16 protein-coding genes are annotated in these 15,347 nt (G+C 68.2%); 5 read left to right on the top strand and 11 right to left on the bottom strand.

What is annotated here, in order from left to right:
• The first annotated feature begins 49 nt into the window (after positions 1-49).
• Entirely contained in the window at positions 50-538 is a 489-nt protein-coding gene (locus EV643_RS00225; protein ID WP_133797878.1) for an inorganic diphosphatase, read from the top strand.
• A gap of 135 nt (positions 539-673) precedes the next feature.
• On the opposite strand, the gene EV643_RS00230 is transcribed toward EV643_RS00225, so the two are convergent.
• The 4 genes from EV643_RS00230 to EV643_RS00245 form a co-directional block, all read right to left on the bottom strand.
• Positions 674-970 carry a hypothetical protein gene (locus EV643_RS00230; RefSeq protein ID WP_133797879.1) on the bottom strand — a complete coding sequence of 99 codons (297 nt, stop codon included), beginning with the start codon at positions 968-970 and terminating at the stop codon, positions 674-676.
• Positions 971-1,016: 46 nt separating this feature from the next.
• On the bottom strand, positions 1,017-2,414 hold the full coding sequence (locus tag EV643_RS00235) for a C40 family peptidase (protein ID WP_133797880.1): 1,398 nt from the start codon (positions 2,412-2,414) through the stop codon (positions 1,017-1,019).
• Between the two features lie 259 nt (positions 2,415-2,673).
• The gene (locus EV643_RS00240; RefSeq protein ID WP_133797881.1) at positions 2,674-3,501 is read right to left on the bottom strand and encodes an endonuclease/exonuclease/phosphatase family protein; all 828 of its coding nucleotides are present in this window, start codon (positions 3,499-3,501) and stop codon (positions 2,674-2,676) included.
• Between the two features lie 97 nt (positions 3,502-3,598).
• Positions 3,599-4,696: a WD40/YVTN/BNR-like repeat-containing protein gene (locus EV643_RS00245; protein WP_133797882.1), complete on the bottom strand. Its 1,098-nt coding sequence runs from the start codon at positions 4,694-4,696 to the stop codon at positions 3,599-3,601.
• A 124-nt stretch (positions 4,697-4,820) separates the two neighbouring features.
• Between EV643_RS00245 and EV643_RS00250 the strand changes: the two genes are divergently transcribed.
• A complete protein-coding gene (locus EV643_RS00250) occupies positions 4,821-5,699 on the top strand; it encodes a bile acid:sodium symporter family protein (RefSeq protein WP_133797883.1) in 879 nt (292 codons plus the stop codon).
• On the opposite strand, the gene EV643_RS00255 is transcribed toward EV643_RS00250, so the two are convergent.
• On the bottom strand, positions 5,691-6,557 hold the full coding sequence (locus EV643_RS00255; RefSeq protein WP_133797884.1) for a helix-turn-helix transcriptional regulator: 867 nt from the start codon (positions 6,555-6,557) through the stop codon (positions 5,691-5,693). The genes EV643_RS00250 and EV643_RS00255 overlap by 9 nt on opposite strands.
• Before the next feature lie 100 nt (positions 6,558-6,657).
• Here EV643_RS00255 and EV643_RS00260 point away from each other — a divergent pair, with 100 nt between their 5' ends.
• Positions 6,658-7,404 carry an SDR family oxidoreductase gene (locus EV643_RS00260; RefSeq protein ID WP_133797885.1) on the top strand — a complete coding sequence of 249 codons (747 nt, stop codon included), beginning with the start codon at positions 6,658-6,660 and terminating at the stop codon, positions 7,402-7,404.
• Here the strand turns inward: EV643_RS00260 and EV643_RS00265 are convergent.
• The 3 genes from EV643_RS00265 to EV643_RS00275 all read right to left on the bottom strand — a co-directional run bounded on the left by EV643_RS00265 (position 7,398) and on the right by EV643_RS00275 (position 8,705).
• Positions 7,398-7,700, bottom strand: coding sequence for a thiamine-binding protein (locus EV643_RS00265; protein ID WP_133797886.1), 303 nt, complete (start codon positions 7,698-7,700; stop codon positions 7,398-7,400). The two genes, EV643_RS00260 and EV643_RS00265, sit on opposite strands and share 7 nt — an antisense overlap.
• A 68-nt stretch (positions 7,701-7,768) precedes the next feature.
• A complete protein-coding gene (locus EV643_RS00270; RefSeq protein WP_133797887.1) occupies positions 7,769-8,230 on the bottom strand; it encodes a methyltransferase family protein in 462 nt (153 codons plus the stop codon).
• On the bottom strand, positions 8,223-8,705 hold the full coding sequence (locus EV643_RS00275; RefSeq protein ID WP_133797888.1) for a MarR family winged helix-turn-helix transcriptional regulator: 483 nt from the start codon (positions 8,703-8,705) through the stop codon (positions 8,223-8,225). The genes EV643_RS00270 and EV643_RS00275 overlap by 8 nt, the downstream gene beginning before the upstream one ends.
• A 38-nt stretch (positions 8,706-8,743) precedes the next feature.
• On the opposite strand from EV643_RS00275, the gene EV643_RS00280 reads away from it, so the two are divergent.
• Positions 8,744-10,087 carry a glycosyltransferase gene (locus EV643_RS00280; protein WP_133797889.1) on the top strand — a complete coding sequence of 448 codons (1,344 nt, stop codon included), beginning with the start codon at positions 8,744-8,746 and terminating at the stop codon, positions 10,085-10,087.
• Between the two features lie 313 nt (positions 10,088-10,400).
• Here the strand turns inward: EV643_RS00280 and EV643_RS00285 are convergent, their stop codons facing one another.
• The gene (locus EV643_RS00285; RefSeq protein WP_133797890.1) at positions 10,401-13,190 is read right to left on the bottom strand and encodes a helix-turn-helix transcriptional regulator; all 2,790 of its coding nucleotides are present in this window, start codon (positions 13,188-13,190) and stop codon (positions 10,401-10,403) included.
• A 444-nt stretch (positions 13,191-13,634) separates the two neighbouring features.
• Here EV643_RS00285 and EV643_RS00290 point away from each other — a divergent pair, with 444 nt between their 5' ends.
• The gene (locus EV643_RS00290; protein WP_133797891.1) at positions 13,635-13,904 is read left to right on the top strand and encodes a hypothetical protein; all 270 of its coding nucleotides are present in this window, start codon (positions 13,635-13,637) and stop codon (positions 13,902-13,904) included.
• Between the two features lie 428 nt (positions 13,905-14,332).
• Here the strand turns inward: EV643_RS00290 and EV643_RS00295 are convergent, their stop codons facing one another.
• On the bottom strand, positions 14,333-14,692 hold the full coding sequence (locus tag EV643_RS00295; protein WP_133797892.1) for a hypothetical protein: 360 nt from the start codon (positions 14,690-14,692) through the stop codon (positions 14,333-14,335).
• 14 nt (positions 14,693-14,706) lie between these two features.
• Positions 14,707-15,144: an ASCH domain-containing protein gene (locus EV643_RS00300; protein WP_133797893.1), complete on the bottom strand. Its 438-nt coding sequence runs from the start codon at positions 15,142-15,144 to the stop codon at positions 14,707-14,709.
• Between the last annotated feature and the right edge of the window lie 203 nt (positions 15,145-15,347).

Genomic DNA, 15,347 nt, shown 5'->3' on the forward strand with positions numbered 1-15,347 from the left:
GGGCTGCTCCTGTCATTTGGTCGGTCCGAACCGTGACAGTATCTGCCGTATGGAGTTCGACGTCTTCATCGAGATCCCCAAGGGCACCCGCAACAAGTACGAGCTGGATCACAAGACCAACCGGCTGCGGCTCGACCGCACCCTGTTCACGGCCACCCAGTATCCGTCCGACTACGGGTTCATCGAGGACACCCTTGGCCAGGACGGCGACCCGCTGGACGCCCTGGTGCTGCTCACCGAGCCGACCTTCCCCGGCTGCCTGATCCGGGCCCGCGCGATCGGCATGTTCCGGATGACCGACGAGAAGGGCCCCGACGACAAGGTCCTCTGCGTCCCGGCCGGCGACCCGCGCCAGGAGCACCTGCGCGACATCCACCACGTCCCGGAGTTCGACCGGCTGGAGATCCAGCACTTCTTCGAGGTCTACAAGGACCTGGAGCCGGGCAAGTCGGTCGAGGGCGCCACCTGGGTCGGCCGCGCCGACGCCGAAGCCGAGATCACCGCCTCCTTCGAGCGCCTGAAGACCGACGGTCACTGATCTACTGCGGCTTGCTGCAGGAACCCTCCCGATCACCGCAAGCGATCGGTAAGTTGCCCTCCGTCCGGCCAGGCCGGCGCCACGGCCGACCTGACCACCGGCCGCTGGTAGCAGGGCCGCGCCCACCAGTCGACGTCACCAGCCGATCAGGGAGTACGACGTGGACGCGGCGCGCGCCGTCGAGTCCACGCTGATCGGCCCGCTACCGCTCGCCAAGCACTCGGCGCTGGTGCCCGCCGAAGGAGGGTCGATCGTGTTCAGGTCCGGGATCGCGGCGTACCGGCCGGGACCGAACGGTTCGTTGCTCGCGGCACTCAACGGCGCGCCGACATCGTTGGCATCGGCGACTGCGCGCCGTCTGCCGGTCGGCCGGATCGGGCGCACGAAGGACATCGCGGACGCGATCATCGCCTTGCTGCGCAATGGATTCATGAGTGGCACCGTCCTGCTGATCTGGGCCGGGCTGGCCGGGAGGGCCTCACGGGCGGCCGAAGAAGTCGGGGTCCTCCCAGTAGTAGATGCTGTCGATGGTGACCGGGCGGCCCGCACGCGGTGCGTGCACCATCCGCCCGCCGCCGAGGTACATCGCAACGTGGAAGATCGTGCCCGGGTCGTCGTGGTTCTCGGCCCAGAAGATCAGATCGCCCGGCCGCAACTCGTCCTCGGAGATGTGCCGGACCTGCTCGTACTGCGCGACGCTGTAGTGCGGCAACTGCACACCGGCCCGCTCCCAAGCGCCCATCGTCAGCCCCGAGCAGTCCCACGATCCCGGACCGTCGGCGCCCCAGACGTAGGGCTCGCCCAGCTGCGACAACGCGAACGCGATCGCCGCAGCCGCGCCCCGGCCGGAGTACGAGCCTCCGTCGTTGCCGCCGCCCGGCCGGCTCGGCTTCTGCTTCTTCTTCGGCGGCTTGGCCGGCTTCTCGTTGTTCTTCTGCTGCTGTTCGCGGCGCTCACGTTCCTCGCGGGCCCGCTGCTCGGCGGCTTCGCGAGCACGGTCGGCGGCCTCGCGGGCGGCGATCCGCTTGCGCAGTTCCTCGGCCTTCTTCGCGGCGATGGCGGCGGCTCGCTGACGCGCAAGTTCTTCGAGCCCCCGCTGCCGCTGGTCAGCCACCTGGTACGACGTGTTCCGCAGTACCGCCAGTTGGCTGATCTGCTTCTTCCGCTCAGCCCCGATCCCGGCGACGGCGGCGGCCTGGTTCGCCTCCGCGGCCTCGGCGGCGGCCTTCGCCTTCGCGGCCGCCTCGGTAGCCGTCTTCACCTTCGCGACCGCCTGGTCGGCCTGCGCCTTGAACGCGTTGCTGACCACCCGCGTCGCGGTGAACCGGAGGTACGACCCCTGCATCGCCTGCGACACCGACCGCGCCGCCCCGGCCGAGTCGAGCAACTGCTGCGGACCGTCCGGGGTGAACAGCGAACCGAACTTCGCGAGATCACCACCACCCTGGTACGACGCGGCCGCGAACCGGCCGATCTGGCGCTGCTGGCCGGCCAGGGTCTTCGCGGCCTTCTGCGCCCGGGCGGCGGCCGCGGCGGCCTCGATCTTGGCCTGCTGCAGGCGGTACACGGCACCGTTGTACTTCTCCGCCGCGATCCCGGACTCCCGGCCGAGCTGCTCGAGCCGGTTGTTCGCCGCCGCCAGCTGCTGCTCGATCGCGGCGACCTGGGCCGCCTTGTCGGCTGCCGCTTTCTTCGCGGCGTTCACCTGGGCCTGGGAGGGGATCACCGGCGGCTTGGGGTCAGCCTGGGCCGGCATCGGAATCAGGGCCATCGTGCCGGCCAGTGAGACGGCGAGCACCCCGGAGAGCAACGCCCTACCGGTCTTCCCAGTGCTCCCGCCCCGACTGCCGGACTCAGCCCCCTTGGGCGTCCGCATCGGGTCGTTCCTTCCGCCGGTCACGAACCCCTTCCCCAGGGTTCGTGAACTTTTGGTCCTACTGGACCTCATACGTGACACTAGTTGCCTACAGCCCCATTGGGAACACCTTTCACACGAATATCTTTGTTTCACCTGCGTGTCGACTTGACAAACTACAAGCCTGTAATTCACCCGCGGAGATCCGCCAGTCATCCATGAGCGGACAGCAAAACGGCGCCGTCCCGGGGTCGGGAGGCGCCGTTTGGCGGGGTGAGGGTTAGCGGACGCTGAAGCTGGCGAGGACTGGGAGGTGGTCGGAGGCGAGGGTGGTGAGGACCGCCGCGGACTTCGGGCGCAGGGTCGGGGTGTGCAGGATGTAGTCGATCCGGGCCGTCGGGTTCGTCGCCTCGATCGTGTAGCCGGGGCCGACGCCGACCTCGGTCCAGGTGTCGGTCCACTTCGCCGTGAGGGTCTTCATCTCCGGGGTGTCCGGCCGGGCGTTCAGGTCGCCGAGCAGAAGGGTCGGCCGCCTGGAACCCGCGAGCACCTCGACCACCTTGTTCGCCTGCTCGAGCCGCTCCGCGTTGTTGTTGTGGGTCAGGTGCGTGTTGGCGAACCGCAGTGTCTCGCCGCGCACCTTGATCGTCGCGACCGCCAGCCCACGCTGCTCCTGACCCGGGTACTTCGGCAGGTACGTGTTCTCGAAGTCCCTGATCGGATAGCGCGACAACACCGCGGTGCCGTACTGCCGGCGCGGTTCGCCCGGATTCAGCGGGTCGAGATCGAGATTCGCCGCATAGGCGACGTGCAGCTTCAGCCGCTCGGCGAACCATGTCGCCTGGTCGACCCAGCCACTGCGCTCGCTCCAGTGCCGGTCGACCTCCTGCAGGCCGATCACGTCCGCGTCGGACTTCTCGATCACCTGGGCGATCCGCTCCAGGTCGACCACCCCGTCCGTACCGGCGCCGTGGTGGATGTTGTACGTCAGCACGTTCAACGGGCGACCCGGCAGGTCACTCGGGGCCGATTCGGCGGAGGCCGCGGTCGGCGTCAGCACCAGGACACCGGCGAGGGCGACCAGCAGTCGTCTGGAAAGTTTGCGCATGAGCTCAATCCTGGCCGGATCACGGCGACACCCGCACGACGTACGGGTGTCGCCAAGCTGAACACCAAGCCGAACTCGACAACAGGCCAACGTACGATCAGCGCGTCACCGCGAGCCGGCCGACCGCGCCCGCCGCACCGGATGCCCAGCAGGCCGCCTTCAACCCATGGCCGGCGCACTCGACGCTGTCGAAGCTGCCGCTGTAGAACTGGGTCCAGCTCCGGCCACCATCCAGGCTCACGTCACTCCCCGACGGCCCGACCGCGGCCACCGTCGCGAGCGTCCCCGGAACGAAGGCCGAACCACTCCGGTACCCCTTCGGCGCCTTGTCCGCCGGGACCAGCTGCCACGTCCGTCCGCCGTCGTACGTCACGGAAGCCGCCCTGTCCGCGGCGTCCGGCTGCAAGAAATCACCTCCGACGGCCACGCCCAGCAGCGGCCCCCGGAAGGCGAGACTGAAGATCCCGGCCGCCGCACCACTGGCCATCGGCGAATCCGCCACCTTCCACGTCCGGCCACCGTCGGACGTCCGGAACACCCGCGGCCGATCCCCGCCACCAGTCGCGAACCACGCGGTCCGCCCTGGCCCGGCGACCAGGCACGTCCCACTCGCGGCGAACGCGAACTCCCCGGGCAACGCGGCCGGCATCCCCGCCGTCGGCTGGAGCTGCCACGACTTGCCGCCGTCCGACGTCGCGGCGATCCGGAACTTGCCGTCCACCGGGTCGCTCAGCGCCAGCCCATGCCGGTTGTCGTTGAAGTCGAGGCAGTCGTAGAACGCCGTCGGCTCGGTGTTACGGAACGTCTCGGTCCAGCTCTTGCCACCGTCGACCGTCCGGTAGACCCGCGAGTCCTCGCCGGGCCCGATCGCCAGGATCACCGCCCGCTTCGCGTCGAACGCCTCCACATCGCGGAACTGCAGCGCCTCGGCACCGGGCGGGCTCACGTTCTCCCAGCTCGACCCGCCGTCCGTGGTCCGCAGCACCTGACCGGCGCTGCCACCCACCCACGCGACGTCCTTGCTCACGGCCGCCAGACCGCGGAACCGCGACTCACTCCCGGTCGGTTTCAGCTCCCACCCGTACGACGGCGCATGGCCCCCGCCGTTCGTAGTACTGACAGCTTGGGCGGGTGACAACTGGACCGTCGAGAGCAGTACTCCGGCCGCGAGGGCGGCGATACGCAGCGTCTTCATGGGCGGCAACGTAGTACACGAAACCGACAGAACACGAGGCCTTGCCGCCACCTCGTCGCCCTGTCACTCTGAGCCATCCCTGGCCGGGTAACGACCCCGGGGCCACCACCCGAAGGAGCGGCCGATGAACGACTCCGTGCTGACCTCGGTCCTGCTCCCGGTCGCGCTCGCGATCATCATGCTCGGCCTCGGCCTGACCCTGACGATCGCGGACTTCACCCGGGTACTGCGGATGCCCCGCGCGGTCCTGGTTGCGTTGGGCACCCAGGTGATCCTGCTACCACTGATCTGCTTCGGCCTGGTGAAAGCCTTCGATCTCGCCCCCGCTCTTGCCGTCGGCATGATGCTCCTGGTCGCCTCCCCCGGCGGCACCACGGCCAACCTGTTCAGCCACCTGGCCGGCGGTGACGTCGCGCTCAACGTGACCCTGACCGCGGTGAACTCCGTGCTCGCCGTGATCACCCTGCCGATCGTCGTCAACCTGTCCCTCGCGCACTTCCTCGGCGACGGCGAGCTCGGCCTGCAACCGGCGAAGATGCTGCAGGTCTTCGCGATCGTCCTGGTTCCCGTTGCCCTGGGCATGCTTCTCCGCCATCGCCGGCCGGGTTTCGCCGGACGGATGGCCCGCCCGGTCAAGCTCGGCTCGATCCTGGTACTGGCGCTGGTGATCTTCGCCGCCGTCTGGACCGAGCGCCACAACGTCCTCGACTACCTCGCCGAGGTCGGCCTGATCGCCCTGCTGCTGAACGTCCTCAGCCTCGCCTTCGGGTACGCCGTACCCCGGCTGACCGGTTTGCCCGAGCGGCAGTCCATCGCCTGCTCGATGGAGATCGGCATCCACAACGCCACCCTGGCGCTCACCATCGCCCTCAGCCCGTCCCTGCTCGGCAACAGCGAGATGTCCATCCCGGTAGCGGTCTACGGCATCGTGATGTTCATCCCGACCGCCGTCTTCGCCTACTACCTGAGCCACCGGCCGCGGGTCGCAGTCGCGTCACCTTAGATCTGTGCCAGGCGAGCGCCCTGACCCGGCGCCGACCTGTTGGCTGCCGAGGACGGCGAGCAGTCTGAGCTTCTCCGCGCTCTCGGTACCCGGGATCGCGGTGAAGACCAGCATCGTCTGCTGTTGCTCGCGGTCCTCCATCACCTCGCACTGCAGTTCGAGATCACCCACGACCGGATGCTGGAACCGTTTCGTGGTCCGGTGCTCGTGGCCGACCTCGTGCGCCTCCCACAGCTCGGCGAACTCCGGACTGAGCTCCCGCAACGTCTTCGCCAGCGCGCCCGCCCGGGACTTGGGCCCGTCGGCCGCGACCACCGAGCGCAGTAATGACACCAGGACGCGGGCGTGGTTGTCCCATGCATCCTCATTGAGATGCCCTCTGTTGCCGGTGAACCACCGGTAGATCCCGCTGCGCTCGGCCCCGTCGTACTGCGAGTGATCACCTTCGAAGGCGATGTGCGCACTGGTCTGGGCAAGCGTCTCGTGCAGCCGGTTCAGCACCAGCGCCGGCGTATCGTCGAGCCGGTCGAGGATGCGCAGGATGCCGGGATTGACGTGGTCGAGCCGGGTCACTCGCGGCGGAATCCCGTGCTGGGCAAGGACGAACAGGTAGTCGCGCTCGTCCACGGTGAGCCGGAGCGCCCGGGCGATCGCGGCCAGCATCGGGGCGGACGGTTGCGGTCCCCGGCCACCCTCGAGCCGGCTGTAGTAGTCCGCCGACATGGACGCGAGCACGGCGACCTCCTCGCGCCGCAGTCCCGGCGTACGACGCCGCCGGCCGCGGGCCATCCCGACATCCTCAGGTTGCAGCGCTTCCCGGCGTTTGCGCAGGAAGTCGGACAGCTCGCCGTACTCCATCTCCCCAGGGTTCCAGGCGGCCGGACCGTTATCCACTGCTTGCGGAGCAGTGGTTCGGGCGAGTCTGGTTCCGCACCGTGGGCCGAACCAACCTGGAGCCATGAAACTCAGCGGCAACACCATCTTCCTGACCGGCGGCACTTCGGGTATCGGACTCGGCCTGGCCCTGCGATTCCGGGCCCTGGGCAACAAGGTGATCATCAGCGGCCGGCGCAAGGAGCTGCTGGACTCACTCGCCGCCGAGTACGACGGCCTCGAGACGGTGGAGCTCGACGTCGCCGACCCGGACTCGATCGACCGTGCCTTCGACCAGGTGACCAACGCTCATCCCGAACTCAACGTGCTGATCACGATGGCCGGCATCATGCAGCCGGAGAACCTGCTCGATCCCGATCACCTGCGGATCGCCGAAGAGACGATCACCATCAACCTGCTCGGCACGATCCGGACAGCGACCCTGTTCACCCCGTTCCTGACCACCAAGCCGGACGCCACGATCCTCACCGTCTCGTCCGGCCTCGCGTTCCTCCCGCTCACCCTGACCCCGACATACTCCGCGACCAAGGCCGCCGTTCACAGCTACACCCAGAGCCTGCGGAGCCAGCTCGCCCCGACCGGAGTACAGGTGATCGAGCTGGTCCCGCCCGCGGTCCGGACCGCCCTGATGAACCAGGAGAACGCCGAGCACGCGATGCCGCTCGACGAGTACCTCACCGAGACGATGGACCTGCTCCGGGACCAGCCCGACGCGGCCGAGATCCTGGTCGACCGGGTCGGGCTACTCCGGTTCGCCGAACCGCGCGGCGACTACGAGCAGACCTTCACCATGCTCAACGGCGCTCACTGATCGCCGAGGGCATGCTCGATCCGTTCCACCTTGGCGGTGAGCTGACCGGTGTACCCGGGCCGGATGTCGGCCTTCAGCACCAGCGAGACGCGAGGCGAAACGGCGGCGACCGCCTCGACAGCCTGCTTGACCACGGCCATCACCTCATCCCACTCCCCCTCGAGGTTGGTGAACATCGCGTTGGTCTCGTTCGGCAGGCCGGAGGCGCGGACCACCCGGATCGCCTCCGCCACCGCCTCGCTGACGCCACCGGTCTGGTCACCGGCGGCCGGACTGACACTGAAGGCAACGATCATGCGTCCACTCTGTCAGCCTCCGCCTCGGCGCCCTCGGTCGCCATCCGCTCCGAGCCCGACGTGCCCCTTCAGCGCCTGACGCGGGGTAACCAGGCAGGCACGGTTCTGCAGTAGTCCTCGTACTGCGCGCCGTACCGCTGCCGAAGGACGGGCTCCTCGTACCAGCGGACGAAAGACGCCATCACGGCCCACGCGAGGACGCCGTACAGGAGGACCCGGAGATCGAGGAAGACGAGGGCCTGCCCGAGGATCGCGGCCGCCACGCCGACGTACATGGGGTTCCGGACGAAGCGATAGTCACCGCCGACCACCAGTTCCTCCGTCGGTGCGACCGGCGCCGGCGTCCCCCGCCCCTCCCGCACGAACCGCACGAACGCCCGCAGTACGACGATCGCCCCGGCCGCCACCACCACGAACCCAGGCCAGAACCGAGGCGCCGCCCACCCACTGACCCACCACGGCACCACCCCACCCACCACACAGGGCGCCGCGAAGAAGAAGGCCGTGCTACCCAGGACCGCTCTAAGCATGATCGAGCCTGCCGAGCACCCGATCGCCGAGCTCGCAGAAGGTCTTTAGCTCGGCCGGCGACAGATCGGCGAACCAGTCCGCGACCGCGGCGAAGTCACCCTCATCGCGCTGCTTCCAGTAGGCCGCGTTGGTCATCGTTGTCGAGAGCAACTTCCTGCGCTTGTCGGCCGGATCCGGCCTGACCTCCAGCATCCCCTTGCGGACCAGGGCTGCCACGATCTGGGCCACGTTCTGATGAGTACTGCCAAGCGCCGCGGCCGCCTCCGCCAGAGACGGCTCACCCGAAGCCTCGACGACGGTGATCAGCGCGGCCTGCTGCGTGGTCAGGCCGTCCACCCGGAGCCGGTCGTCCATCGCGTAGCGCAACTTCTGGGCGAGCACGAGCACGGTCCGGAACGCCCGGACCGACGGATCCAACCGCGAGCCTGATCCGATGCCGATCCACTCTCCGCTCTTGCCTTCACGTCGCGACATAGGCAATATATTACCTATCTGAGCCGAGGGGGCAACCCATGATCTGTTTACTGCCACATTGCGCCTACCTGTCCGAGACCTCGCGGATGCTCGAGATCCACCGCGCCCTCACCGAGCTCGGCGTCCCGGCCCGCGTCGCGACCCACGGCGGCCCGCACGAACGCCGCCTGGTCGAGGCCGGCATCCAGTACGACGTACTCGGGCCCGGTCTGTCTCCCACCCGATCCGCCGCCTTCGTGGGCTCGGCGATCGGTCTGGGCGACCCCCGGCAGAGCATGTACGACGACGCCGAGATCAGGAGCTACGTCCAGCTCGAAGCCGAGTACTTCCGCGCCCACGGCATCACGGTCGCCGTCACGGGCTTCACGCTGACCACGTTGCTCTCGTCCCGCCTGGCCGGCGTACAGGTGATCACCGAACACGCCGGCAGCTTCGTCCCACCAGTCTTCGAGCGCCGCCTGCTCCCGGCTCCCAGTCAACCGGTGGACCCCCGGCTCGCCCACGCACCGAAATGGCTCAGCCGCTACCTCGCCAACCGCGCACCGAACCGGATCCCGGCGTACTGCGCCGGCTTCAACCGCGTGGCCGAATCCCTTGGCGTGGAAGGGATTCCGAGCCTGTCCGCCCTCCTCCTCGGCGACCTGTCCCTCGTCCCCGAGGTCCCTGAGGTGCTGGGCATCTCCGACCTCGATGCGTGGACCCCCGCCGGAAAACCCGGCTATCGCGCCACCACTCGATTGACCAGCGTCGGCCCACTCTTCGCCCACCTCGACCTCCCGCTACCCACCCGCGTCCAGCAGGTCCTCGACCAACCCGGACCCCACGTCTACCTCGCGATGACCTCCACCCCGGCCGAGCTGGTCCGGTCCGCCATCGCCTCGCTGGCCACGCTCGACCTCCGCATCCTGGTCGCCGGCACCATCCACGACCTGGCCGATCTGGCCACCGATCGCATCCTGATCGAAGGCGTCCTCCCCAGCCACCTCGTCATGCCCCAGGTCGACCTCGCCATCACCACCGGTGGCCAGGGCAGCGTCCAAACCGCCATGGCCTCCGGTACGCCGCTGCTCGGCATCCCCCTGCACCTCGAACAGGACTTGAACATCGCCTTGGTCGAACGCCTCGGCGCCGCCCGCCACCTACCCCCAACGCAACTTAGCCAACTCGCCACCCTCACCACCACAATGCTCAACAACACCCACCACCGCCCAGCGCCCAACACATCCAAGCCCTCTACACCACCACCGACGGCCCCACCGAAGCCGCCAAGAAGATCACCACAGAACTCGGGTGACCTGAATCACTGTCGAGAACCGCCGGATCTCAGATGCCATCGTGTGGGTGATCTCAGATTTGCGCCGCCTCGCGGCAGATTCATCTGAGATTTGAGTACAGCACCCAGCCGAACGCTCCGTACAACGTCGTCGACACTGTCGCTACAGACGCGCGCAGTCCTCAAGACTCTCGTGCAGCCGGCCTCTCCCAGCTCTCCAGGACCCACCACGACCGCGACCCCGGGTCTGGGAGCGACACGTCGTCAGCTGCGCGGCTCGGAGCTCCGGCTGTGCGCACGGCCAGCAGGTCGCGGTCCCCAACCGCCGCTCACACTGCCACCAGGCCCATATTGACCGCCGGGATGGTGTGGCCATGGATCCAGACCCGGTTGCTTCATTGGGCTGAGCACCCGATGCCGCGTCAGGCGGGTGGTGCCGGGTTGCCCGTAAGGTCGAGCCGGATCGCTTCGGCGGCGGCCTGGACGCGGCTCTGCACGCCGAGCTTCTCGAGGATGTGCGTGACGTGCACGCTGGCAGTCTTGGGGCTCATGTAGAGCGTCGCGCCGATCTCGCGATTTGTCCGTCCGGCCGCGACCAGGGCAAGAACCTGACGTTCACGCTCGGTCAGCCGTGGGTGTGGGTCTGTGGTGGCCGCGCGTTGCTCGTGGTGCTCGGTCACGGAGTCGTCGAGATGGATCCGGGCGACCTTCGCTAGCACCTGAATCTGGCCCAGCAGCGGCGCCGCGCCGAGCTGCTCGGCGACCTGTCGCGCCGCTTCCAGCTCGCCGGTCGCCCGGCCGCGGGAGCCAGGTTGCCCGCGATGAGCCAGCAGCGCCTCCGCTGCCCTCAGTCGGGCTTGCGCCTCCCAGTACGGCCGGCCGAGTGACGCCCATTCCTGTGCGGCGGTGAGCCATGGGGTCGAGTCGGGCGTGCCGCGGATCCGGGATCGTTCGCCGTCGACGATCGCAGCCAGGGCTGCGGCCTCGTCCCCGGATACGGCGCGCCGAAGGAGCGCCACGAGTCGATCGAAGCCGTCGGGTGACTGCGACGCGACCGCTGCTTCGAGACCGACACGTAGCAGCCCGGCGGACACCAGTTCGTCTTCGGTGTCGTGGCTGAGTTCGGCGGCGTCCAGCGAAAGGGCCAGCGCCTCGCGCGGGCGTTGCTGGAGTAGGCGCAGCTGGGCCTCGGTCTGTGCATAGTCGCGCTTGAACTGGGGCTGATCGTCTACGGCGAGGAGTTCCTGTCCTCGCATCAGCTCGACAGCGGTCTGCAGGTTCCCGCGTGCCATGTGGATCAGCGCGAGTTGGGCGTCCTTGAACGCCGGTCCGGACGGGGGGCGGCCTCTGTCATCGCGGCTCAGTGCCTCATCCCATCGGCCGGCCGCGTAAAGGTTGTAGACGGCGTTGGACTCGACGATGCCCTCGAGCCAGTGCTCGTCGGCCATCAGGCGCCGGAGCTCGGACTGGATCGTGTTCGCGACGGCCACGACGCTGTCGGTGTCTCCGCGCACGCCGTACGCGTAGGTCAGCGCCACCCCCGCCCTGGCCAAATCCTCCGGCTCGGCGAGGTCGCGAGCGATCGTCAGCGCGGCCCGCGCCTCGTCGAGTGAGTCTTCGATCCGGCCCTCATCTGCGGCGACCCCTCCCAGCATCGCCCGAGCCTGCCCGACCGTTCGGATGTCGCCGGCGCGGGTCGCGTGCTCCAGCGCCATCCGGGCGGCCCGTGCCACCTCGGGCGAGCGGGCATAGGGACTCAGGAGCATCGCGTGCGCGATGCAGACCCGGCCAACCGCCCGGTCGTCGTCGGTTGGCACCAGACGCCGTGCTCGCTCGATGTCCTCGATCGCGCCGGCGAGGTCATCGGCCAGCGCGCGCAGCCTGCCCCGCATCAGCAGGGCCTCCAGCGTGCCCATCTCACCGTCGCCGTCGGCTACCGCCTCCTCGAGCAAGGCGAGAGCCTCGGCGTGCTGACCGGCACCGCCGAGCAGCGAGGCCGCCCGCTCTGCGAGGACGAGGCGCTGCGGTGCGCGGTCATCGGCCAGGTCCGATGGCTGCCACAGCGACGAAGCGACGGAGTACCAATGGCCAGCCTCCGTGTACGCGTACTCCTTCTCGGCGACCCGGGCCGCTGCTAGGGCCCACGTGAAGGTCGCGTCTCGGTCGCTCGCGCGGCGGTACTGCTCGGCGACCTCGGCGAGCTGTGCTGCGCTGGCATCGGTGAGAACGCGGGCTGCCAAGTGCTTCGCGAGTCGCGCATGCAGGTCGCGCCGCTCAGAAGACAGCAACTGTTCATAGGCGACCTCGGCGATCACCGGGTGCCGCGCTGTGCAGCCGGCCGCCGGGTCGCGAATTACCAGGCCCGAGTCGCAAGCCTCTCGTACGGCGTCGGCGGCGCCATCGACCGCGGCCAGCAGATCGTCGTCGTCGAGGGCTCGAGCCAGCGTGCCGGTGGCGGCGACGACCGTCCGGGCCGCCAGCGAGAGCCCTTGCAATCGTGCGAGCAGTATCGCTCGCAACGAGGCGGGGACGGTTAGGTCACCGCGGATCAGCTCGGCACTCAGGTAGGGGTTGCCTGCGCTGCGCTGGTAGACGGCAGCGATCGTCTCTGCCGTACATCCGGGTTGGAGACCGCTCAACTGCTCCGATGTCTCCTCAGCTGTCAATCGGCGCAGCGGCATGTCGATCACGGCCGGGCAGCGAAGCAGTTCCGCCAGCCAGGTCAGGCGGTCGGGATGGGCAGTCTCGTCGCGCCATGTCAGCAGGACCAGCAACCGTCGCTCGGGCAGGTTACGTGTCGAATGGGCAAGGAAGTCCAGCGTGGACCAGTCCGCCCAGTGAACGTCCTCGACCAGCAAGACCGTGCCCTGCGCCGCGTCGCTGTCGAGCACGCCGGCGAGGGCCTGCATTGACCATGCTCGGGCCGCCGCAGCCGACGGGAACTGGCCGGATGCTGTGGATTGGCTCAGCGCAGCCGTGACCGTGGCGCCGAGGCCGCTGTAGGCAGTCGCCCCGGACATCGGCGCGCAGGCTCCGCGAAGGATCCGCACACCGCTACCGGAGTGCTCGTCGAGAACCGACCGGACGAGCAGTGTCTTACCGATGCCCGCCTCACCCCGAACCACCACGGCTGCTGAGCGCTCCGGCATATCCGCGATCAATCCTCGCAGTGCCGCAGCCTCGACCCCGCGTCCGACCTGCAAGCCGGCCATGCCCCATCATGCGCCCTCGATCGTAGTGTGGCCATAGAGCCCCTAGCCTGCAATAGAGCCCCTAGCCTGCAATCTCACCACCGGCGCCGTGGGGTCGGCGCATGGAGACCTGATCCAGCACGGATGCGACATTGCCCGCATCGCACATGTTGCGCCGGCGGTCCGGTCCGCTGCAGCCGTCGTGTCAGTAGATGAGCGGGCCGTCGGGCCCCGCCCATCGGTCAATTTGGTGGGCGCGATGCCCAAGTGCACGTATCGAATCTGCTCGCAACACCGGCACATCCCCCAGCCGCGAGGTCGCCGCGGCAACTAAGGCACGGCTGATCCAAGGAGCAACGATGTAAGGCGAACGACCTCCAATCTGAGCGCGAGTACCCGATGTCAGCGGCACTTCTTATCCCGGACAGTCATTGGCATGTCCAACCAACGAAGGAGTGGATTCCAATGGCCACCAAGACCGTCACCAGAATCGCCGCCATCGCCGCAACCATCGGCATCGCCGGCCTCCCGCTGACCATCAGCGCGCCGGCAAGCGCCATCAACAAACCCGAACCCGGTGGGAACGACCACGCAGAACCAGTGGCCCTTCCCGCAGACAGCGACGGCAATCTGGACCTGGCGCAGATCGGCGCCGGAACACTCGGCGGGATCGCCATGACCGGAGCCGGTTTCGCCGCAGCCGCTCGGCTCCGCCGCCACAAAGCCATTCAGTAACTCGACCAGCGTGAAGACTCCGACCGCGCGCCGCCAGTCGAGTCCACACCCAGCCTCGGCCGTGACGCCGGCCGCCGGCGTCGGATCGCCTCGCCAACCACCGCCCGCCTCAATAGCGTTTCGTTCCTGACCATAAGGCGGGTGTTGAGAATCGATCGCTATCTCGACACCCGTACCGGCCGCCCGACGCGGCCCCGTGCCAGTAGCCAGAGTGCCGCCACCCCAGTCACAGCCGCCCCACTGTTAGTCACCAACCTCAAAACACATCTCAGATCTAGGCCCCTGAACCTGAGAACTAGCCAATCTCGACAATCACTGTCGAGATTGGATCGATCTCAGATCCTTCCTCGCTTGCGATCTCAGATTCTCGACTTCCGGCGCGGGAGCCATCTGAGATCGAGGATCCGCAATCCGATTGATCTACGGCGCTAGCTGGCCAGAGGGCGGACGTCCGAGCCGCAGCCACAGATCCTGCTTGCAGCATCGCGATGGGTCGTGCTCGCACCACCTTCGCTGCCTGTTGAGAGCTGCTGTGTGAGCCAGCGTCCCTTGCGGCAGATCCGGGTGACCTCGGCGCCTTCCTCGGGGGTGAGCGGCCCGGTCGTGTCCGCGCCGCCCACCCCGAGCGCGGTGGCCAGGACCAAATCCATCCCGGCGGCGGGCGGCCAGAGCAGCGCGAGCAGGGCGTACAGGGTGGCCCAGGCGCCGCGGATGGTCGCGTCGGCGAACTGGCTACCGGCCGCTGCCGTCTCGGAACGGACCAGGTCTGGTGCGGCCAGCCAGAACACCGGCCAAACGAAGGTCAGGTCGAGGCCGTAGCGCTGATAGCCGATCGACTCGACCGCCTTGAACTGGTCACCGATCCAGGTGGGACTGCCGCGCGTTCTACCAGTTCGATGCCGATGGCGACAACGCCGAGGGCTTCGCGCTCCGGCGGGTAGATCTGACGGATGTTGGCGAGCTGTTCTTCCCGTGTCGCCAAGGGGTTGACTGAGGCAACCGACTCGGCGTCGAACATCGCGTCGAAGTCGATATACCGGACAACTCTGGTGACACGGGTGAGTACTTCCTCGCCTCGGCAACGGAACCGGATCAGGGAGCCTGGCTTGATGTTCTTGCGGCTGGAATCGTTGACCCTGATCTCGGTGGTCTTTCGACCGGTCGCGATGAGGTCGAAGTAGCGTTTGTAGATGCCCATTTCGTGGGCTCGAATCAGTGGTTCGGTGGGGCGTGCGGTCATCAGCCGGCCTAGCACGCCTCCGCCGCTGCCTGCTGCTGGAACGTCGCCGCGAGTTCAGTCATGTGTCGGAACGTAGACCGGGGTGCGCCGCCGGATCACCGATTTCTGCTGCCGGCCGACGGGCGCGCTCGATGGCGATCGGGCAAGACGCGGGGACCCCGGCCCGGTCGTAACCTGCGCGTCTCCTTCGGTCACGCGGCTGA

Origin of the sequence: Kribbella caucasensis, assembly GCF_004361855.1 — a bacterium.
Taxonomy (GTDB): domain Bacteria; phylum Actinomycetota; class Actinomycetes; order Propionibacteriales; family Kribbellaceae; genus Kribbella; species Kribbella caucasensis.